The sequence below is a fragment of the Streptomyces sp. NPDC002276 genome (assembly GCF_053891435.1).
Genome location: NZ_JBSFCQ010000009.1, coordinates 345,385 through 365,497, shown reverse-complemented (window position 1 = coordinate 365,497; position 20,113 = coordinate 345,385). Strand labels below are relative to the sequence as shown.

At 70.2% G+C, this 20,113-nt stretch carries 15 protein-coding genes and 1 rRNA gene; 9 read left to right on the top strand and 7 right to left on the bottom strand.

What is annotated here, in order from left to right:
• Positions 1-87, top strand: a 5S ribosomal RNA gene (gene rrf / locus ACWIHT_RS24680); the annotation flags it as partial.
• Positions 88-187: 100 nt separating this feature from the next.
• Here the strand turns inward: rrf and ACWIHT_RS24675 are convergent.
• The 5 genes from ACWIHT_RS24675 to ACWIHT_RS24655 are packed head-to-tail and all read right to left on the bottom strand — an operon-like array spanning position 188 to position 5,816.
• Positions 188-1,498, bottom strand: a complete 1,311-nt coding sequence (locus ACWIHT_RS24675; protein ID WP_456170375.1) for a DUF58 domain-containing protein — start codon at positions 1,496-1,498, stop codon at positions 188-190.
• Complete coding sequence (locus tag ACWIHT_RS24670) at positions 1,498-2,490, bottom strand: AAA family ATPase (RefSeq protein WP_456170374.1); 993 nt, start codon at positions 2,488-2,490, stop codon at positions 1,498-1,500. The genes ACWIHT_RS24675 and ACWIHT_RS24670 overlap by 1 nt, the downstream gene beginning before the upstream one ends.
• A complete protein-coding gene (locus ACWIHT_RS24665; RefSeq protein WP_456170373.1) occupies positions 2,487-3,680 on the bottom strand; it encodes a DUF4350 domain-containing protein in 1,194 nt (397 codons plus the stop codon). The genes ACWIHT_RS24670 and ACWIHT_RS24665 overlap by 4 nt, the downstream gene beginning before the upstream one ends.
• Entirely contained in the window at positions 3,677-4,462 is a 786-nt protein-coding gene (locus tag ACWIHT_RS24660) for a DUF4129 domain-containing protein (protein WP_456170371.1), read from the bottom strand. The genes ACWIHT_RS24665 and ACWIHT_RS24660 overlap by 4 nt, the downstream gene beginning before the upstream one ends.
• Positions 4,463-4,466: 4 nt before the next feature.
• Positions 4,467-5,816, bottom strand: a complete 1,350-nt coding sequence (locus ACWIHT_RS24655) for a DUF7544 domain-containing protein (protein ID WP_456170370.1) — start codon at positions 5,814-5,816, stop codon at positions 4,467-4,469.
• A gap of 140 nt (positions 5,817-5,956) precedes the next feature.
• Here ACWIHT_RS24655 and mtnA point away from each other — a divergent pair, with 140 nt between their 5' ends.
• The 7 genes from mtnA to ACWIHT_RS24620 all read left to right on the top strand — a co-directional run bounded on the left by mtnA (position 5,957) and on the right by ACWIHT_RS24620 (position 15,038).
• Complete coding sequence (gene mtnA / locus ACWIHT_RS24650; protein ID WP_456170368.1) at positions 5,957-7,096, top strand: S-methyl-5-thioribose-1-phosphate isomerase; 1,140 nt, start codon at positions 5,957-5,959, stop codon at positions 7,094-7,096.
• Between the two features lie 8 nt (positions 7,097-7,104).
• Complete coding sequence (gene mtrA / locus ACWIHT_RS24645) at positions 7,105-7,794, top strand: two-component system response regulator MtrA (RefSeq protein WP_187284748.1); 690 nt, start codon at positions 7,105-7,107, stop codon at positions 7,792-7,794.
• A gap of 1 nt (position 7,795) precedes the next feature.
• Positions 7,796-9,880, top strand: coding sequence for an MtrAB system histidine kinase MtrB (gene mtrB / locus ACWIHT_RS24640; protein WP_456170367.1), 2,085 nt, complete (start codon positions 7,796-7,798; stop codon positions 9,878-9,880).
• Positions 9,870-11,708 (top strand): LpqB family beta-propeller domain-containing protein, encoded by a 1,839-nt coding sequence (locus tag ACWIHT_RS24635; protein WP_456170366.1) that lies wholly within the window; start codon positions 9,870-9,872, stop codon positions 11,706-11,708. The genes mtrB and ACWIHT_RS24635 overlap by 11 nt, the downstream gene beginning before the upstream one ends.
• Before the next feature lie 242 nt (positions 11,709-11,950).
• Positions 11,951-13,084 (top strand): ComF family protein, encoded by a 1,134-nt coding sequence (locus ACWIHT_RS24630; protein ID WP_456170365.1) that lies wholly within the window; start codon positions 11,951-11,953, stop codon positions 13,082-13,084.
• Between the two features lie 312 nt (positions 13,085-13,396).
• Positions 13,397-14,089, top strand: coding sequence for a ribosome hibernation-promoting factor, HPF/YfiA family (gene hpf / locus ACWIHT_RS24625; protein ID WP_019066020.1), 693 nt, complete (start codon positions 13,397-13,399; stop codon positions 14,087-14,089).
• 205 nt (positions 14,090-14,294) lie between these two features.
• Positions 14,295-15,038, top strand: a complete 744-nt coding sequence (locus ACWIHT_RS24620; RefSeq protein WP_026178126.1) for a response regulator — start codon at positions 14,295-14,297, stop codon at positions 15,036-15,038.
• A 3-nt stretch (positions 15,039-15,041) separates the two neighbouring features.
• Here ACWIHT_RS24620 and ACWIHT_RS24615 read toward each other — a convergent pair whose 3' ends face one another.
• Positions 15,042-16,217: a winged helix-turn-helix domain-containing protein gene (locus ACWIHT_RS24615; protein ID WP_456170364.1), complete on the bottom strand. Its 1,176-nt coding sequence runs from the start codon at positions 16,215-16,217 to the stop codon at positions 15,042-15,044.
• Positions 16,218-16,275: 58 nt separating this feature from the next.
• Positions 16,276-16,845, bottom strand: a complete 570-nt coding sequence (locus ACWIHT_RS24610) for a GNAT family N-acetyltransferase (RefSeq protein ID WP_456170362.1) — start codon at positions 16,843-16,845, stop codon at positions 16,276-16,278.
• Between the two features lie 268 nt (positions 16,846-17,113).
• Between ACWIHT_RS24610 and secA the strand changes: the two genes are divergently transcribed.
• Positions 17,114-19,927: a preprotein translocase subunit SecA gene (secA, locus tag ACWIHT_RS24605; RefSeq protein ID WP_456170361.1), complete on the top strand. Its 2,814-nt coding sequence runs from the start codon at positions 17,114-17,116 to the stop codon at positions 19,925-19,927.
• Positions 19,928-20,113 lie beyond the last annotated feature (186 nt).

Below are 20,113 nucleotides of genomic sequence, written 5' to 3'. Positions count from 1 at the left end.
GGTTACATTCCGAACCCGGAAGCTAAGCCTTACAGCGCCGATGGTACTGCAGGGGGGACCCTGTGGGAGAGTAGGACGCCGCCGAACAAATATTGCGAGAACCCCCGTACCGTTAATTCGGTACGGGGGTTTTCTGCGTTTAAGGGGGCCTGAAAAGGGGTCTGCTTTTTTAAGCAGACCCCCCTTATTACAAACGTCCCGCAGCCTTGAGAGCCAGATACGCGTCCGCCAGTGCCGGTGCGAGGTCGTCCGGTGTTGCGTCGACGATGGTGACGCCATGCCGGCGGAGTTTTTCCGCGGTACGGTCGCGTTCGGTCTGGGCACGTGCCGCGGCTGCCGCCTCGTATACCGCCTCTGTGTTTCCACGGGCCGTGGCCATGCGCGCTATGTGCGGATCTGCCACGGATGCCACCAGAACCGTATGGCGCTGAGTGAGTTGGGCGAGGACGGGGAGCAGGCCCTCTTCGACCGGGGCCGCGTCGAGGCTTGTGAGCAGGACGATCAGGGAGCGGCGTGGCGCGGTGCGGATCGCCGTGGCGGCGAGGGCTCGGGCGTCTGTTTCGACGAGTTCCGGTTCGAGTGTCGCCATCGCGTTGACCAGTGAGGGGAGTACGTCGCGTGCGGTGCGGCCCTGGACGAGGGCGCGGACCCTGCGGTCGTAGGCGAGGAGGTCTACGCGGTCGCCTGCGCGGGATGCCAGGGCTGCCAGGAGCAGGGCGGCGTCCATGGAGGCGTCGAGGCGCGGGGCGTCGCCGACGCGGCCGGCCGAGGTGCGGCCGGTGTCGAGGACCAGGAGGATGTGGCGGTCGCGTTCCGGGCGCCAGGTGCGTACCGCGACCGTCGTTTGGCGGGCGGTGGCGCGCCAGTCGATGGAGCGGGTGTCGTCGCCGGGGACGTATTCGCGCAGGCTGTCGAACTCTGTTCCTTCGCCGCGGGTCAGCACGCTGGTGCGGCCGTCGAGTTCGCGGAGGCGGGCGAGTTTCGACGGGAGGTGCTTGCGGCTGGTGAAGGGGGGCAGGACGCGTACGGCCCAGGGGACTGCGTGGGTGCCCTGGCGGGTGAGGAGGCCGAGGGGGCCGTAGGAACGGATGGTCACTCGGTCTGCTTGGCGGTCGCCTCGGCGGGTGGGGCGTAGGCGGGTGGTGAGGCGGCGGCGTTCGCCGGGCGGGATCGTCAGGCGGTGGCGGGAGGCGGCGAATTCCGTGCCGGGGAGCCAGCTGCTGGGGGGCCAGGCGTCGCGGATGCGGGCTCGGAGCAGGCGGCGGGACGGGTTGGTGACGGTCAGGGTGACGTCGGCGGATTCGCCCAGGCGTACGGAGGTGTCGCCCGAGCGGGTGAGGCTCAGGCGGCGTACCGGGGCGGCCAGGGCGAAGTCGCAGGCGCAGGCCAACGCCAGGGGGGCGTTGACGGCCAGGATGCCTGTCCAGCTGGGTTCCCAGATGCCTACGGGGAGGGAGCCCAGGGCTGCGAGGAGGGCGGCGCGGCCGGTGAGGGCCATCAGCGGGGGACCGGGACGTGGGCGAGGATCGCGTTGATGACGGAGTCGGCCGTCACGCCCTCCATCTCGGCCTCGGGGCGCAGCTGTACGCGGTGGCGGAGGGTGGGGAGCGCGAGGGCCTTCACGTCGTCGGGGATGACGTAGTCGCGGCCCGTGAGCCAGGCCCACGCGCGCGAGGTGGCGAGGAGGGCGGTGGCGCCGCGCGGGGACACGCCGAGGTTGAGGGACGGCGATTCGCGGGTGGCGCGGCAGATGTCGACTACGTAGGCGGTGATTTCGGGGGAGATCGTTGTCTTGGCGACTGCCGCGCGGGCTGCTTCGAGGTCGGCCGCGTTCGCTACGGGGCGCAGGCCGGCGGCGTGCAGGTCGCGCGGGTTGAAGCCTTCGGCGTGGCGGGTGAGGACGTCGATCTCGTCCTGGCGGGAGGGGAGAGGGATCGTCAGTTTGAGGAGGAAGCGGTCGAGTTGGGCTTCGGGGAGGGGGTACGTGCCCTCGTACTCGACGGGGTTCTGCGTCGCGGCGACCAGGAAGGGGTCGGGGAGGGGGCGCGGAGTGCCGTCGACCGTGACCTGGCGTTCCTCCATCGCTTCGAGGAGGGACGACTGGGTCTTCGGCGGGGTGCGGTTGATCTCGTCCGCGAGGAGGAGGTTGGTGAAGACCGGGCCGGGCTGGAAGCGGAACTCTGCCGAGCGGGTGTCGTAGACCAGGGAGCCGGTGACGTCGCTGGGCATCAGGTCCGGGGTGAACTGGATGCGCTTGGTGTCGAGTTCGAGTGCGGATGCGAGCGCTCGGACGAGCAACGTTTTGGCGACCCCAGGGACTCCTTCTAGTAGAACGTGTCCGCGGCAGAGGAGGGCGACGACGAGGCCGGTCACGGCGGGGTCCTGGCCGACCACGGCTTTGGCGATCTCGGCGCGCAGGGATTCGAGGGAGGCTCGGGCGGCGCCCGGATTCCCCGCAGGCCCGGCGTTGTCAGTGGTCGGGTCCATCATGGACGGCGTACCTCTCTTTCGAGGGCGTCGAGTTGGTCGGCGAGTGCGATGAGGGCCATGTCGTCGCTGGGCGGCGGGCCGAAGAGGAGGGAGTGCAGGGTCTGTCCGTCGCCGTGGAGGTGGGCGGAGAGCGCGGGGAGCAGGGCCTCGGGCGTGTGCGCCTGGGAGACGGGGACGCCTACGAGGGGGGCGAGGCGAGTGCGGGTGGTGGAGCGCAGAGCGGTGGCCGCGCGGTCACGGGCGTTGGCTTTGCGGTAGAGGCGGGCGCGGCCTTCGACGGTTTCGGAGGCGCGGATCGCCACGGGGAGTTTTTCGGGCACGAGGGGGCCCAGTCGGCGTGCCCGCCAGAGGGCGGCCAGGGCTGCGGCGATGAACAGTTGCAGGGTGCCCCAGAGCCAGCCCGAGGGGAGCAGGTCGAGGAAGCTCTGGCTGCCGGAGTCGGTGGCCGTGGTGTCGGACAGCGAGGGGAGGTACCAGACCAGATGGGGACGCGAGCCGAGGAGTTGGAGGGCGAGCGAGGCGTTGCCCTGCTTGTCGAGACGCTTGTTGAAGAAGATGTCGGGCGCGCCGATGACCACGGTGTCGCCGCCCGCGGATGCGTCCGGGAGCCGGAGCAGGGTCGGTCGGCCGTCGCTGGGGTAGCACTCGTCGGCGTCGGTGGCCGTGGTCGTGTACCTGTAGTCACCGGTTTCCGCGTCGCCCGCGCGCCGGGCGGCGGGCATCGAGCAGTCGGGGGAGAGCGGCGAGTCGAAGCTGGGCCCCGCGTCGACGGTGACCTCGGGGGCGAGCCCGCTGAGGGACGGGGCGCTGGGCGCGACGAGGATCGTACGACCGCCGGAGTTCGCGAACTCCGCGTGCAGGGCGGCCTGTTGACGCTTGGTCAGCAGGTCCGGGACGGCGACCAGGAGGGTGGTGTCCGGGCCGGCCGCGGCGCGGGCCTGGGCCAGGGTCGAGACCACGCGCGTGGACACGCCCCGGTCGCCGAGGAGTTCGGCGACGGCGCGGCTGCCGTAGGGGTCGGCGGAGCGCGGGTCGAGGTCGCCGTGCCGGGCGTCGGAGCGGATCGCGGCGATCCCCACGGCGGCTGCCAGGAGGACCACGAGCGCGAGGACGATGCCACGCGCGCGGGTCCACACCTGGCGGACGGTGGGCGAGGCCGAGGTGGTGGGAAGCGTCGCCTCCGTGGTCATTCGGCGGCCCCCTGGCTGGTGTGGTGGGCCGTGTTGTGGGCGCTGCTCGTGAGGACGGGCCTGGTCCGCTCCAGGGCGCGGTCGAGTTCGGCGATGCGGCGGTACGACTGCTCGCTCGCGCCGCGTCCGCCGTACGTCACGTCGTCGAAGTGTCCGGCGGCGGCGCGTAGTTCGTCCGTGTGCGACGGGAGTGCGCGGCCGGCTTCCGCGACCGCCTCGTCGGCGGTGCGGCCGGGGCGGACGTCGAGCAGGGCGCGTTCCTCCAGGGAGCGGACGATGGCACGCATGCGTTCCTGCACGGCGGGGTTCCAGTGTCCCTGGGCGGCGTGTGCCTCGGCGGCCGAGCGGTGTTCGGCGGCGCTTCGGGGCCGGTCGTCGAACAGGGCGGCGGTGGAGGCGGGTTCGTGGCGGGGGGTGCCGAGGCGCCACCACAGGGCGGCCACGACTGCGATGACGACCAGGATGACGACGATCAGGCCGAGTGTTCCGCCGGGTGTCGCCTCCGATGCCCTGCTGAACAGTTTGTCGACCCAGTGCGAGATGGCGTCCAGGGCTCGTTGCACCAGGCTGGGGTCGTTCTCGTGGTACATCTGCTTGGACAGTTCACGCCGGGCCGCCTCCCGCGCGGGGTCGCGCGGGATCGTCACCGGTGGTTCGTCTCCCGAGAGGGCTGACGACCGTACGACTGTGCCGTGGGCGTGCAGCAGTGCCCTCGTGGCCGATTCGACGGTGTGCGGCAGCGCCGCGGGCACCGCTGTGAGTACTCCCCCCGCCAGGCTCACCGCATCAGCTCCCCGGAGTGGGGCCGGGGGCGGCGGTGCCGTAGTCCTGGACTCCGGCGGCGCGGGCCAGGTCGAGGTCGAGGGCCTCGCGGCGGATGCGCTGGTCGATGTACAGGAGCACGGTGACGCCCGCGGTGATCGGGAACGAGATCATGCGGCCGATCACCGCGCCGATGCCGCTGATGACGAGGAACGTCCAGCCGACGTCGCCGGTGCCGTTGACGAGGCCGCTGAGACCGTCGCCGCTCAGCACTCCGGCGATGAAGGCGAACGGGATCACGAGGATGGACGACAGGATGCTCGCGATGATCTGGGCGAGCAGCTGGATGCCGAAGATCCGCCACCAGGAGCCGCGCACCAGCTTCGCGGAGCGGCTCATCGACTTCACGATGCCCTGCTTCTCCAGCATCAGTGCGGGCGAGGCCAGGGAGAAGCGGATCGCCAGCCAGAGGGTGACGAAGCAGCCGATGAGGCCACCGATGACGGCGAGTGCGATGCCCCCGTCCACGGATCCCGTGACGGCCACGATGATGCCGGGCACGGTGGGGACGCCGATCAGGACGATGGCCATGAGGATCAGCAGGCAGATCAGGCCGAACAGCTTGAGCACTTGGGGGCGGGCGTCACGCCAGGCTTCCGTGGCGGTGACCGGCTTGCCGAGGACGGCGCGGCTGGTGACGGTCGTGAGCAGGGCGGTGGCGATCACCGTGCCGATGAGGGCGACCAGGTAGACGACGCCGGTGCTGAGGAGGGCCTCGCTCATGCCGCGGGTCACTTCGGAGGCGCTGGCGTTCGGGTCGTCGAGGGCGTTGGCGCTGGTGAGGTCGCTGAAGGCGAAGCCCTGCACGAGGACGACGATGGTCTGCATGACGACCGCGACGCTGAGCGAGATGCCCAGGACCGTGCGCCAGTAGGTGCGCATGGTGGACACGGCGCCGTCGAGGATCTCGCCGACGCCGAGCGGGCGGAGCGGGATCACACCGGGCTTGGCCGCGGGCGGGGGACCGCCCCAGCCGGCTCCCCAGCCGGGAGCGCCGTAACCGCCGGGCCCGCCGTATCCCCCAGGGCCTCCGGGGCCCGCCGGGCCGCCGGGGTGGCCTCCGCCCCAGCCGGGGCCGGGCGGTGGGGGCGGTGCCTGGCCCGGGCCCGGGGCGTCGGTGGGCGCGGACCACTGGGCGGGTGGCGGCTGCTCCTTGGACCACTGCGGGCCGGTGCCCGACGGGTCCGTGCCGGGCTGGTCCGCGGGCTGTGCGGGGCCGGAGCCGCTCTCAGGCTCGGCCGGACCGGAACCGCCGGGCTCGGGCCCGTCGGGCGGGGCGGATCCGGGCGAGGCCCAGCCCGGAGTGTCGTTCATCGTCGCTCCTTCACGGTGCCCGTCCGCGGGCGCGGCGGCAGGTTGGCAGCCATCGTGCCATGGGGTGGTCGACCGGTGACCGGCCGCGGTATGGGCTGCGCACCTTCAATTGTCCGTCGGATACGGGGCAGACTGACCGCATGGCTGATCAGTACGCGCGATCCGGCGAGAGCGGCCGGCCGACCGAGATACCCGCGATCCGCTGGGACGAACCCCCCGAGGGTCCTGTACTGGTTCTGCTCGACCAGACGAGGCTGCCCGCCGAGGAGGTCGAGCTGGTGTGCACGGACGCCTCCGCGCTGGTGGACGCGATTCGTTCGCTGGCGGTGCGCGGTGCGCCGCTGCTCGGCATCGCGGGGGCGTACGGCGTCGCGCTCGCCGCCGCGCGGGGCTTCGACGTGGACGAGGCCGCGATCGCGCTGGCGGGCGCCCGGCCCACCGCGGTGAACCTCTCCGTGGGGGTGCGCAGGGCGCAGGCCGCGCACCGGGACGCGGTGGCCAAGGGTGGCGATCCTGAGCAGGCGGCCGGGGCCGCGCTGGCGGCGGCGCGGCGGTTGCACCGGGAGGATGCCGAGGCCAGCGCGCGGATGGCCGCGCACGGGCTGGCCCTGCTGGACGAGCTGCTGCCCGGCGGTGGGCACCGGATTCTGACGCACTGCAACACCGGAGCGCTGGTGTCGGGCGGCGAGGGTACGGCCTTCGCGGTGGCGCTCGCGGCGCACCGGGACGGGCGGCTGCGGCGGCTGTGGGTGGACGAAACGCGTCCATTGCTGCAAGGTGCTCGCCTGACGGCTTATGAGGCGGCGCGCAACGGTATGGCGTACACCTTGCTCACGGACAACGCGGCGGGCTCCTTGTTCGCGGCCGGGGAGGTGGATGCGGTGCTGATCGGGGCGGACCGGATCGCCGCCGACGGTTCGGTGGCGAACAAGGTGGGGAGCTATCCGCTCGCCGTGCTCGCCCGGTACCACCATGTGCCGTTCATCGTGGTGGCGCCGGTGACGACGGTGGATCCGGACACGCCGGACGGTGCGTCCATCGAGGTGGAGCAGCGCCCCGGGTTCGAAGTGACGGAGATCACGTCACCCCAAGTGACGGTGTCGGGAGCGGGAGGCGGGATTCCGGTGGCACCTCTGGGGACCCAGGCCTACAACCCGGCGTTCGACGTGACGCCTCCCGAGCTGGTGACGGCGATCGTCACCGAAGAAGGCGCTGTTTCGCCCGTGACGGCGGGGGCGCTGGCAGAGCTGTGTGACAGGTCACGACAGGTAACGATTTAGTTAATGGGATGATGTCGTTTATGAAGGGACGAGTCCTTGTCGTCGATGACGACACCGCACTGGCCGAGATGCTCGGCATTGTGTTGCGTGGTGAAGGTTTTGAGCCGTCTTTCGTAGCCGACGGCGACAAGGCGCTGGCCGCTTTCCGTGAGAGCAAGCCCGACCTGGTGCTCCTGGACCTGATGCTGCCCGGACGGGACGGTATCGAGGTGTGCCGCCTGATCAGGGCGGAGTCCGGGGTACCGATCGTGATGCTCACGGCGAAGAGCGACACCGTCGATGTCGTGGTGGGCCTGGAGTCCGGCGCCGACGACTACATCGTGAAGCCGTTCAAGCCGAAGGAGCTGGTCGCCCGGATCCGGGCGCGGCTGCGGAGGTCCGAGGAGCCGGCGCCCGAGCAGCTCGCCATAGGCGATCTGGTCATCGACGTGGCCGGTCACTCCGTGAAGCGGGACGGGCAGTCGATCGCCCTGACCCCGCTGGAGTTCGACCTGCTGGTCGCGCTGGCCCGTAAACCGTGGCAGGTGTTCACGCGTGAGGTGCTCCTGGAGCAGGTCTGGGGCTACCGGCACGCGGCGGACACCCGTCTGGTCAACGTGCATGTCCAGCGGCTGCGTTCCAAGGTCGAGAAGGACCCGGAGCGGCCGGAGATCGTGGTGACCGTCCGCGGCGTCGGTTACAAGGCGGGACCGAGCTGACATGTCCAGGGACAGTGCCGCTTCGGCACCCGGGGGGACCGGGGCCCGCGCGGGGCGGCCTGTCGGCCGGACGGCGGCGGGCTCCCGCTGGGCACGTCTGCTGGAGGGCGGGCTGCTTCAGGGCGGGGTCCAGGGCAGCCCGGTCCTCCGCCTGTTCATGCGCTGGGTGCGGCGGCCGCTGCTGCCGGTCATGCGGCTGTGGCGGCGCAACATCCAGCTCAAGGTCGTCGTCACCACCCTGCTGATGTCTCTGGGCGTCGTCCTGCTGCTGGGCTTCGTCGTCATCGGCCAGGTGCGCAACGGCCTGCTGGACGCCAAGGTGAAGGCCTCGCAGAGCCAGGCCACGGGTGGGTTCGCCGTGGCCAAGCAGCGGGCCGACGAGGCGGCCAGCGGGACCGCCGACGACGGCTCCGCGACCGACGGCAACTCCTCGCAGAACGTCATCTCATGGATGAGCGACCTGGTGTCGTCGCTGTCCAGCGGCGGTCAGGGTGCCTTCGACGTGGTGACGCTGCCGGCGGGTGCCGACACCGGCGGCGGACGCAGTCCGCGCGGTTCCGGGTACGTCGACCCGTCCGCGAGCGTGCCGGAGGACCTGCGCGCGCGGGTCAACGGCAGTACGGCGGCGGCCCAGAGCTACACCCGGATCATCTACAGCAACGGCAAGGAGTCCCAGCCCGCGCTGGTCGTCGGCAAGCAGGTCAACGACCCGAACAACAACCCCTACCAGCTGTACTACCTCTTCCCGCTCACCCAGGAGGAGAAGTCGCTCAGCCTGGTCAAGGGGACGCTGGCGACGGCCGGGCTCTTCGTCGTCGTACTCCTCGGGGCCATCGCCTGGCTCGTCGTGCGGCAGGTCGTCACGCCGGTGCGGATGGCCGCCGGGATCGCCGAGCGGCTGTCCGCCGGGCGCCTCCAGGAGCGGATGAAGGTCACCGGTGAGGACGACATCGCGCGGCTCGGCGAGGCCTTCAACAAGATGGCGCAGAACCTCCAGCTGAAGATCCAGCAGCTGGAGGACCTGTCGCGGATGCAGCGCCGGTTCGTGTCCGACGTGTCGCACGAGCTGCGCACGCCGCTGACGACCGTACGCATGGCCGCCGATGTCATCCACGACGCGCGCGTGGACTTCGATCCGATGACCGCGCGGTCGGCCGAACTCCTCGCCGACCAGCTGGACCGCTTCGAGACGCTGCTCGCCGACCTGCTGGAGATCAGCCGCTTCGACGCGGGAGCGGCGGCCCTGGAGGCCGAGCCGATAGACCTCAGGGAGGTCGTACGGCGGGTCATCAGCGGGGCCGAGCCGCTCGCCGAGCGCAAGGGCACGCAGATACGCGTCGTCGGCGACCAGCAGCCCGTGGTCGCCGAGGCCGATCCCCGGCGGGTGGAGCGGGTGCTGCGCAATCTCGTCGTCAACGCCGTGGAGCACGGCGACGGCAAGGACGTCATAGTCAAGCTCGCCACCGCGGGCGGGGCGGTCGCCATCGCGGTGCGCGACTACGGGGTGGGGCTCAAGCCTGGCGAGGCGACCCGGGTGTTCAGCCGCTTCTGGCGGGCCGACCCGGCACGCGCGCGTACCACCGGTGGTACGGGTCTGGGGCTGTCCATCGCCCTGGAGGACGCGCGGCTGCACGGCGGCTGGCTGCAGGCGTGGGGTGAGCCGGGCGGCGGTTCGCAGTTCCGGCTGACGCTGCCGAGGACCGCCGACGAACCGCTACGGGGCTCGCCGATACCCCTGGAGCCCAAGGACTCACGCCGTAATCGTGGACTCAATGACGCCGGACTGTCGAGCGGGGGCGGGGACAAGCGCGCGACGGTCCCGGTGCAGCCGATGGGTGACCAGGGGGCGCCGATACCCGCGCGGACCCCGATCACCCCGAGGCTGACCGGCGCGACCGCGACGGCGGACCCGACGGCGCTGCCCGGCAACGGCGCACGCGTGGTGCCCCGGCCGAGCGGCGGCACACGGCGCCAGGAGGACCGGCCGACCGAGGACGAGCCGCGCAGTGACACCGCGCGCGGTGTCGACCCGGCCGCAGTGCCGGAGGAATCGAACAAGCAGGGGGAGGCATCTCGTGGGCGCTGACCGCGAGGAGGGCGCCCGGCGAAAGCCGGCACGCGCGGCGGCGTACGTCGCGTGCGGCGTCGTAGTGCTGGCGGGATGTGCCTCGATGCCGGACAGCGGGGACCTCCGGGGTGTCGAGTCGACGCCGCGGCAGGACACCCAGGTGCGCGTTTTCGCGATGCCTCCCCGGGAGGACGCGACGCAGGGGGAGATCGTGCAGGGTTTCCTGGAGGCGCTGACCAGCGACGATCCGAACTACAAGACGGCACGTCTGTATCTGACCGCCAAGGCGGCGCGGGGCTGGCAGCCGGAGGCGTCCACCACCGTGCTCGCCGACGGGCCGAGCACCGAGGCCGTCCATCCGCCCGGCGACCGGGAGGACAGCGACGCTTTCGCGTACACACTGACCGGAGACCGGGTCGCCACGGTGGACTCGCAGCAGGCGTACTCGCCCGCGGACGGCCGGTACAGCCAGCGGGTGCATCTGGCGAAGGACACGAAGAGCGGGCAGTGGCGCATCGACGGGCTGCCACAGGGCGTCGTCATGGGCAGTTCGGACTTCCAGCGCAACTACATGTCGGTCGACAAGTACTATTTCGCGTCGAACACGACGGCCGGGGCGACCCCGCAGCCGATCGCCGTGGCGGATCCCGTGTTCGTACGGCGGCGGGTGGACCCCATGACGCAGATGGTGCGCTCGCTCCTCGACGGGCCCACCAGCTGGCTCGGGCCCGTGGTCAGGTCGAGCTTCCCCACCGGGACGGCGCTGCGCAAGGGAGTCACCTCGCTGACCCCCGACGACCAGAACAAGCTGACGGTCCCGTTGAACCAGAAGGCCTCGCGGGTGGGGCTGGCCCGGTGCAACGAGATGGCGACGCAGATCCTCTACACGCTCCACACCATGACGCCCACGGTGGACGAGGTCGAGTTGCAGGCCGCCAACGGCGCACAGCTGTGCGTGTACTCCGAGAACAACGCGGAGTCCCTCGTGACCCGCGGCCCCGTGAACCACCCCGTGTACCTGTACTTCATCGACGACAAGCACCGGGTGGTGCGGATACCCGGCGGCAGCAGGGGCACGCACGCCGAGGCGGTGCCGGGTGCGCTGGGCGAGGGCACCAAGCAACTGGGGTCGGTCGCGGTGTCGCGCGACGAGGAGAGCGGAGCCGCGGTCAGTCTCGACGGGAAGTCGCTCTACGTCGGGTCGATGGTGTCGGGCGCGTCGCTCGGGGACCCCGTGCTGACGAGCCAGGGTAAGACGGCGGCCGACCGGCTGACGGCTCCCAGCTGGGACGTTCAGGGCGACCTCTGGGTGGCCGACCGGGACCCGAAGAACCCGCGGCTGCTCGTGCTGCAGAAGGGCGCCGGCCAGCCGATCGCGGTCGACACCCTGGGGCTGGACGGCCGGATCGAGTCGGTCCGAGTGGCGGCCGACGGGGTGCGGATCGCGCTCGTCGTGGAGAAGGACGGCAAGCGGTCCCTGCAGATCGGGCGGATCCAGCGGAGCGGCGCGACCGGGGAGCAGCCGGTGGTCTCGGTCCTCGAACTGCGTTCCGCGACCCCCGACCTGGAGGAGATCACGGCCATGTCGTGGGCCGGGGACAGCCGGCTCGTGGTGGTCGGGCGCGCGCAGGGCGGCGTGCAGCAGATGCGGTACGTCCAGGTCGACGGCTCCACACCGGAGGGCCCGGCGCCCACCGCCCTGACCGGCGTGAAGGAGATCGCCGCGTCCGAGGACGACAAGCTGCCGCTGGTGGCCTTTTCGGAGGACGGGATCGTACGGCTGCCCACCGGGGCGCAGTGGCAGAAGGTGGTCAAGACTGGGTCGGCGCCGGTTTACCCGGGGTGAGGCGATCGTCGGCCCAATTGGGTTGAGTTGCTTGCCGGTTGATCTGGCGTGAGGCAGTGCGAAGCGGCCGTCCTCGGTCGGGCTGAGGCTCGGCGGGAGGCGGCCGTTCGCGCGTTCCGGGGCGGGGCCGCACTCGTGTGGGGGACGGCTGTCGGCGGTTGCGCGGAGTTCTCCACAGGCAGGCGTCCGCCGGTTGTCCACAGGGGTGGCCGGTCGGCGAGAGCGTTGGCACAGTGGTGGGCATGCGGGGCTGGTGGCGGGACCTCACGGATCTGGTGCTGCCGGCCGAGTGCGGAGGCTGCGGGACGCCTCGCACGGTGCTCTGTCCGGAGTGCCGTGCCGCCCTGAACGGGGCCGTACCGAGCCGGGTGCGACCGGTGCCCGAGCCGTCCGGGCTGCCGGCGACGTATGCGGCGGCTCCTTACGAGGACGAGGTGCGCGCGATGCTCCTCGCCCACAAGGAACGAGGCTCACTGGCCCTCGCCGGACCCCTGGGCGCCGCTCTCGCGGGCGCTGTGCGGGCGGGGCTCCGGGAGTGCCGGGCGCGGGGCCAAGGGGCTGTGACGGAGAGGGACGGGGGGTTGGCGGGGCTGAGCGGAGGTTCGGCGCGGTGGGACGGGGATCGGGTGCCGGGACTTGGCGAGCTGAGAGAGGAGGGGGATGGGGGCAGCGAGGGCGAGAGGGACGACTGGGACGACTGGGACGACTGGGCTGAGCGGGAGGCAGCGGGGGCGAGACAGGCGGCCACGGGAGCACGGCGGGCACCCGCGGGGCGACACGGGCAGGTGGTCGTAGGCGGCGCCCCGTTCCGGAGCGGTGTCGAGGCGCCGGTGCTGCTGGTTCCCGTGCCCTCCGCGCGTGGGGTGGTGCGGGCTCGTGGGCATGATCCGGCGCGACGGATCGCCCTCGCGGCGGCGGGGGAGTTGCGGCGGAGCGGGACGCCGGCCCGGGTGGTGGCCGTGCTGCGGCAGCGGCGATGGGTGGCCGACCAGTCGGGGCTCAACTCCCGGCAGCGGCTGGACAATCTGGCCGGTGCCCTGGAGGTGGTCGCGGGTGGTGCCCGGTTGCTGGTCGGCGGTCGGGTCGTGCTCGTCGACGACCTGATGACGACGGGGGCCTCGTTGCGGGAGGCGGGGCGCGCCGTGCGTGAGGCGATCACCTGCCATGGACCGGGAGGAGCAGTTGGAGCAACTCCGGCCGTGTACGCGGGTGTGTCCCGGGAAGGCAGAGGGGAACAGATGCAGGCAGCAAAGGAGAAGGGGAGTCACATGGCACTCAGTGCACCGGGAATCGTGGGTGTGAACGGCCCCGGTGACCTGATCTGCGCGGCAGTGATCGCGGCATCGCCTGATTCCTTCGAAATAAACCGGAACTGACTGCAAACTTACGTCGTTGCAGGTAATGACAGGGCCAATTCACCTGAACGGAGGTACGCCGCGGTAGAGGGTGACGACATCCGTCCGGGCGAGATATGTTCGGTTGTGAGAGAAAGGCGCAGGCCGCACCTCTCCTATCCGAATGCCGTGCCGTGGGTTTTCTGCAATCACCACGGCCATGGGGTGGAGATCTTGCCCATGGGGGAGGAGGAGGTGGAAGTCACCGAGTCCGAGGTTCCGGGGTGACCGGAACTTGGTGCAAAAGGGAGACGCTCCGCAGCGAAGCGGAGTGATCCGGGAACGGAGTTCTGCGTGGACATCGTCGTCAAGGGCCGCAAGACCGAGGTGCCCGAGCGGTTCCGCAAGCACGTGGCCGAGAAGCTGAAGCTGGAGAAGATCCAGAAGCTCGACGGCAAGGTGATCAGCCTCGACGTCGAGGTGTCCAAGGAGCCCAACCCCCGACAGGCCGACCGTTGCGACCGAGTGGAGATCACGCTCCGCTCCCGCGGTCCGGTGATCCGGGCGGAGGCATCGGCCAACGATCCGTACGCGGCGCTCGACCTCGCGGCGGAGAAGCTGGATGCCCGGCTGCGCAAGCAGCACGACAAGCGTCACACGCGCCGCGGTGCCCGTCGGCTCACGGCCGCCGAGGTCCCCGACCACGTCCCGGGCGCGGCGACGCTCAACGGCAACGGCCACGCCGCCCCCGACGAGCAGTCGGACGGTGTGCCCACCAAGAAGATCGGCTCGCTGGAAGTGAAGGGCGAAGGCCCCCTCATCGTCCGCGAGAAGACCCACGTCGCCTCTCCGATGTCCCTCGACCAGGCCCTCTACGAGATGGAACTGGTCGGACACGACTTCTACCTGTTCGTCGACTCCGAGACCAAGGAACCGAGTGTCGTCTACCGGCGGCACGCCTACGACTACGGCGTCATCCACCTCAGCACGGACCCGATGGTCACCCAGGCGCAACCGCCCGCGGCGGGCGGCACGTTGGGCGGCTGACCCACCCGGCGGCAGTCGAGCCGGTGCCCCTGGAGCGCGTGTGCGCCCCCAGGGGCACCGGTGTGCGACCACTTCGCGCCCCGCTCCGTGACCGCACTAGCGTCCGGGCATGGAATCATGGCCGCACAGGGCCCAACCGGTGGGCCGCTGCCTTGGGTTGGCGATGGCGCAGGACCACAGGCCACAGCCTTCAGGGGGAGGAACGATGGCGGACAGCTTCGGACCGATGCATGTCGAGGATGCCGATGGCGTCGTCGCCATGGGCCCGGAAGCGGGCTCGACACGCAAGGAGCCGATCAGAGTCCTTGTCGTGGACGACCACGCCCTTTTCCGCCGCGGCCTGGAGATCGTGCTGGCGGCCGAGGAGGACATCCAGGTCGTCGGCGAGGCGGGCGACGGCGCCGAGGCCGTCGACAAGGCCGCCGACCTGCTGCCGGACATCGTGCTGATGGACGTACGGATGCCGAAGCGGGGCGGGATCGAGGCGTGCACCTCCATCAAGGAGGTGGCACCCAGCGCGAAGATCATCATGCTGACGATCAGCGACGAAGAGGCCGACCTCTACGACGCGATCAAGGCGGGCGCCACGGGATATCTCCTCAAGGAGATCTCGACCGACGAGGTGGCCACCGCCATTCGCGCCGTGGCCGACGGGCAGTCGCAGATCAGTCCCTCCATGGCGTCGAAGCTGCTCACCGAGTTCAAGTCGATGATCCAGCGCACCGACGAGCGCCGGCTGGTGCCCGCGCCCCGGCTCACCGACCGTGAGCTGGAGGTTCTCAAACTTGTCGCCACCGGTATGAACAACCGCGATATCGCCAAGCAGTTGTTCATCTCCGAGAACACCGTGAAGAACCATGTGCGCAACATCCTGGAGAAGCTGCAGCTGCACTCCAGGATGGAGGCCGTCGTCTACGCGATGCGGGAGAAGATCCTCGAAATCCGGTGACCCTCACGCCAGCAGGCGCAGGAGCTCTCCGGCGAGGGGCGCGCGCAGTTCGGGGGCGTCGACCCGCTCCACGCGTACGTCCGTGCAGTCCACCCAGCTCGCGGCCTCGACCAGGGCCTGTGCCACGGACCGTACGGCCTTCGCGCCGTCCAGGGTGACCTGCTTGGCGACCAGGGTGCGGCCCTCCCGCGCCGGGTCCACGCGGCCGACCAACTGGCCGCCGGCGAGGACCGGCATCGCGAAGTAGCCGTGGATCCGCTTCGGTTTGGGGACGTAGGCCTCCAGGCGGTGGGTGAAGCCGAAGATCCGCTCCGTGCGGGCCCGCTCCCAGATCAGGGAGTCGAACGGGGACAGGAGCGTGGTGCGATGCCGACCGCGCGGGGCGGTCTCCAGGGCCGCCGGGTCGGCCCAGGCCGGCTTGCCCCAGCCCTCCACGGTGACCGGGACCAGGCCCGAGTCGGCGATCACCGCGTCGACCTGCTCGCCCTTGAGGCGGTGGTAGTCGGCGATGTCCGCGCGCGTGCCGACGCCCAGTGACTGGCCCGCCAGCCGGACCAGACGACGGAGGCACTCGGTGTCATCCAGCTCGTCGTGCAGCAGCTGATCCGGGATCGCGCGTTCGGCGAGGTCGTACACCCGCTTCCAGCCGCGGCGCTCCACGCACACCACCTCCCCGTACATGAGCGCGCGCTCCACGGCGACCTTGGCGCCGGACCAGTCCCACCACTCGCTGGTGCGCTTGGCGCCGCCCAACTCCGTTGAGGTGAGTGGGCCTTCGGCCCGGAGCTGCTTGATGACCTGGTCGTAGGTGCCGTCCGGGAGGTCGTGGTTCCAGTGCGGCCGACCGCGGTAGGCGCGGCGACGGAAGGCGAAGTGGGGCCACTCCTCGACGGGGAGGATGCAGGCCGCGTGGGACCAGTACTCGAAGGCGTGCGTCTGGGTCCAGTACGCGTCCTCGACCGTCTTGCGAGGGACGGCGCCGAGGCGGGCGTACGGGATGAGTTCGTGGGAGCGGGCGAGGACCGAGATGGTGTCGAGCTGGACCGCGCCGAGATGGCGGAGCACACCGCGCACGCCCGCGCGGCGGTCGGGGGCGCCGAGGAAACCCTGTGCGCGCAGGGCGATGCGGCGGGCGTCGGCTGCCGACAGGTCGGTCGTGGGGCGCGGGGCACTCGTCATGTCTCCGCACGATAGAGGGTGCCACTGACAACGCGCGCCGACCTGTGGATTCGCCTCGCTACGGCTGCGCGGGCAGGTACGGGGCGGTCGAGGGCAGGCCCAGGTCGGAGGGGAGCAGGGAGGCGACCCAGCAGTCCCGTCGTACGCCCTTGTTGTTGATCGAGGAGCGGAGCGTGCCCTCGATGGTGAAACCGGCGTGCTCGGCGACCGCGCGGGAGCCCTTGTTGCCGACCTCCGCGCGCCATTCCACGCGGTCGATCGACAGCCGGGTGAAGGCCCAGCGCGAGACGGCGACGGTGGCCTCGGTGATGTAGCCGTTGCCCCGGTACTGCTTCGTGGCCCAGAAGCCGACCTCGCCGACACCCAGGGAACGCATCGTGATGCCGAGCATGCCCACCAACTCCCCTTCGGGGAGAAAGACACCGAAGGTGAACATCGAACAGTTCGCCCAGCCCTCGGGGACCAGCTGCTCGGTGAAACTCCGCGCGTGCTCCGGGAGGTAGGGCGAGGGGATCGTCGTCCAGCGCTGGATCTCGGGGTCCTGGGCCGCGGAATACACGACATCGGTGTCCTGCGGGCCGACGCTGCGCAGGAGGAGACGTTCGGTCGTGAGCGTGACGGGTTCCATCGGCCGATTCTGCTCGGGAGCGCACAAGGACGCCATGCTTTTGCGCTGTGTGAGCGGGTGATCACATTTCGCGCAATTCCTCGGAACGACGCGGCACCATCGGCGACTCCCGGCCGTTGTCCCCTTTGAAGCGTTTTTGAAGTAGTGGACGGTCGGCGTCACCAGCAGGCTCCCGGCGTGGCGGGGTCCTCGCATACGATGGCCGTTGCTCAGCCATGTCATTGGAAACCGACCGTCCCAGGCCCGACCGGCAAGGAGACCAACCCCCGTGTCCGTCCTCTCGAAGATCATGCGTGCAGGCGAAGGCAAGATCCTGCGCAAACTGCACCGCATCGCGGACCAGGTCAACTCCATCGAAGAGGACTTCGTCGACCTCTCCGACGCCGAGCTGAAGGCCCTCACCGAGGAGTACAAGCAGCGCTACATCGATGGTGAGACCCTGGACGACCTGCTGCCCGAGGCGTTCGCCACCGTACGCGAGGCCGCCAAGCGCGTCCTCGGCCAGCGGCACTACGACGTGCAGATGATGGGCGGCGCCGCCCTGCACCTCGGCTACGTCGCCGAGATGAAGACCGGCGAGGGCAAGACCCTGGTCGGCACCCTGCCCGCGTATCTGAACGCCCTCTCCGGAGACGGCGTCCACATCATCACGGTCAACGACTACCTGGCCGAGCGCGACTCCGAGATGATGGGCCGCATCCACAAGTTCCTGGGACTTGAGGTCGGCTGCATCCTCGCCAACATGACGCCGACCCAGCGTCGCGAGCAGTACGCGTGCGACATCACCTACGGCACGAACAACGAGTTCGGCTTCGACTACCTGCGCGACAACATGGCGTGGTCGCAGGACGAACTGGTGCAGCGCGGCCACAACTTCGCGATCGTCGACGAGGTCGACTCCATCCTCATCGACGAGGCCCGTACGCCGCTGATCATCTCCGGCCCGGCCGACCAGGCCACCAAGTGGTACGGCGACTTCGCCAAGCTGGTCACCCGCCTGAAGAAGGGCGAGGCAGGCAACTCCCTCAAGGGCCTGGAGGAGACGGGTGACTACGACGTCGACGAGAAGAAGCGCACGGTAGCCATCCACGAGGGCGGTGTCAGCAAGGTCGAGGACTGGCTGGGCATCGACAACCTCTACGAGTCGGTGAACACCCCGCTCGTGGGCTACCTGAACAACGCCATCAAGGCCAAGGAACTCTTCAAGAAGGACAAGGACTACGTCGTCATCGACGGCGAGGTCATGATCGTCGACGAGCACACCGGCCGTATCCTCGCCGGCCGCCGCTACAACGAGGGCATGCACCAGGCGATCGAGGCGAAGGAAGGGGTGGACATCAAGGACGAGAACCAGACGCTCGCCACGATCACCCTCCAGAACTTCTTCCGCCTCTACAGCAACCTCTCGGGCATGACCGGTACGGCGATGACCGAGGCCGCCGAGTTCCACCAGATCTACAAGCTCGGCGTCGTCCCGATCCCGACCAACCGGCCCATGGTCCGCAAGGACCAGTCGGACCTGATCTACCGCACCGAGGTCGCGAAGTTCGAGGCGGTCGTCGACGACATCGCCGAGAAGCACGAGAAGGGCCAGCCGATCCTCGTCGGTACGACGTCGGTCGAGAAGTCCGAGTACCTCTCGCAGCAGCTCGCCAAGCGCGGTATCCAGCACGAGGTGCTGAACGCGAAGCAGCACGACCGTGAGGCGCCGATCATCGCCCAGGCCGGCCGCAAGGGTGCCGTGACGGTCGCCACCAACATGGCCGGCCGCGGTACGGACATCAAGCTCGGCGGCAACCCCGACGACCTCGCCGAGGCCGAACTGCGCCAGCAGGGCCTCGACCCCGAGGAGCACATCGAGGAGTGGGCCCAGGCGCTGCCCGCCGCCCTGGAGCGGGCCGAGCAGGCGGTCAAGGACGAGTTCGAGGAGGTCAAGGACCTCGGCGGCCTCTACGTCCTCGGTACCGAGCGGCACGAGTCGCGGCGTATCGACAACCAGCTGCGCGGTCGCTCCGGCCGTCAGGGCGACCCGGGCGAGTCCCGCTTCTACCTCTCCCTGGGCGACGACCTGATGCGGCTGTTCAAGGCCCAGATGGTCGAGCGCGTGATGTCGATGGCGAACGTCCCGGACGACGTGCCGATCGAGAACAAGATGGTCACGCGCGCGATCGCGTCCGCCCAGTCGCAGGTCGAGCAGCAGAACTTCGAGACCCGCAAGAACGTCCTCAAGTACGACGAGGTCCTCAACCGGCAGCGCGAGGTCATCTACGGCGAGCGGCGCCGCGTCCTGGAGGGCGAGGACCTCCAGGAGCAGGTCGTGCACTTCATGGACGACACGATCGACGCGTACATCACCGCGGAGACCGCCGAGGGCTTCCCGGAGGACTGGGACCTCGACCGGCTGTGGGGCGCGTTCAAGCAGCTCTACCCGGTGAAGGTCACCGTGGAGGAGCTGGAGGAGGCGGCCGGGGACCGGGCCGGTCTGACCGCCGAGTTCATCTCCGAGTCCATCAAGGACGACATCCACGAGCAGTACAAGGAGCGCGAGGAGCAGCTCGGCTCCGAGATCATGCGCGAGCTGGAGCGCCGGGTCGTGCTGTCGGTGCTGGACCGCAAGTGGCGCGAGCACCTCTACGAGATGGACTATCTCCAGGAGGGCATCGGCCTGCGCGCGATGGCCCAGAAGGACCCGCTGGTCGAGTACCAGCGCGAGGGCTTCGACATGTTCACCGCCATGATGGACGGCATCAAGGAGGAGTCCGCCGGCTATCTGTTCAACCTGGAGGTCCAGGTCGAGCAGCAGGTCGAGGAAGTCCCCGTGGAGGACGACAAGCCGTCGCTCGACAAGGAGGACACGGTGCCCGCGCAGGCGAGCGCCCGTCCCGAGATCCGCGCCAAGGGGCTCGACGCTCCCCAGCGGCCGGACCGGCTGCACTTCTCCGCGCCCAGCGTGGACGGCGAGGGCGGCGTCGTCGAGGGCGACTTCACCAGCGACGACGAGCCGGTGCGCTCCGAGGCGGACGGCCTCACGCGCGCGGAGCGCCGCAAGCAGGGGCGCCGGAGCAGCCGTCGCAAGAAGTGACGGCCGCTCCGCGCGGGCGGGCGGCGAGGTGTGACAGGCACCTCTGAATAAGGGCTGAGCCTGTCGGGACCGCTCCTCGTGGAGAGACCTTGAAGGGCCGGGCATCGTGAAGGTGCCCGGCCCTTCGGCGTGCACATGTACGGGCGCTGGCTGCGGCGAATGTGCCCCGCCCGTCAGTTGGCGTCG

Bases quoted from the DNA above. Each gene is read 5' to 3' on its own strand.
- ACWIHT_RS24675 (WP_456170375.1), bottom strand. From the start codon at position 1,498: ATGGCCCTCACCGGCCGCGCCGCCCTCCTCGCAGCCCTGGGCTCCCTC.
- ACWIHT_RS24670 (WP_456170374.1), bottom strand. From the start codon at position 2,490: ATGATGGACCCGACCACTGACAACGCCGGGCCTGCGGGGAATCCGGGC.
- ACWIHT_RS24665 (WP_456170373.1), bottom strand. From the start codon at position 3,680: ATGACCACGGAGGCGACGCTTCCCACCACCTCGGCCTCGCCCACCGTC.
- ACWIHT_RS24655 (WP_456170370.1), bottom strand. From the start codon at position 5,816: ATGAACGACACTCCGGGCTGGGCCTCGCCCGGATCCGCCCCGCCCGAC.
- mtnA (WP_456170368.1), top strand. From the start codon at position 5,957: ATGGCTGATCAGTACGCGCGATCCGGCGAGAGCGGCCGGCCGACCGAG.
- mtrA (WP_187284748.1), top strand. From the start codon at position 7,105: ATGATGTCGTTTATGAAGGGACGAGTCCTTGTCGTCGATGACGACACC.
- mtrB (WP_456170367.1), top strand. From the start codon at position 7,796: ATGTCCAGGGACAGTGCCGCTTCGGCACCCGGGGGGACCGGGGCCCGC.
- ACWIHT_RS24630 (WP_456170365.1), top strand. From the start codon at position 11,951: ATGCGGGGCTGGTGGCGGGACCTCACGGATCTGGTGCTGCCGGCCGAG.
- ACWIHT_RS24620 (WP_026178126.1), top strand. From the start codon at position 14,295: ATGGCGGACAGCTTCGGACCGATGCATGTCGAGGATGCCGATGGCGTC.
- ACWIHT_RS24615 (WP_456170364.1), bottom strand. From the start codon at position 16,217: ATGACGAGTGCCCCGCGCCCCACGACCGACCTGTCGGCAGCCGACGCC.
- ACWIHT_RS24610 (WP_456170362.1), bottom strand. From the start codon at position 16,845: ATGGAACCCGTCACGCTCACGACCGAACGTCTCCTCCTGCGCAGCGTC.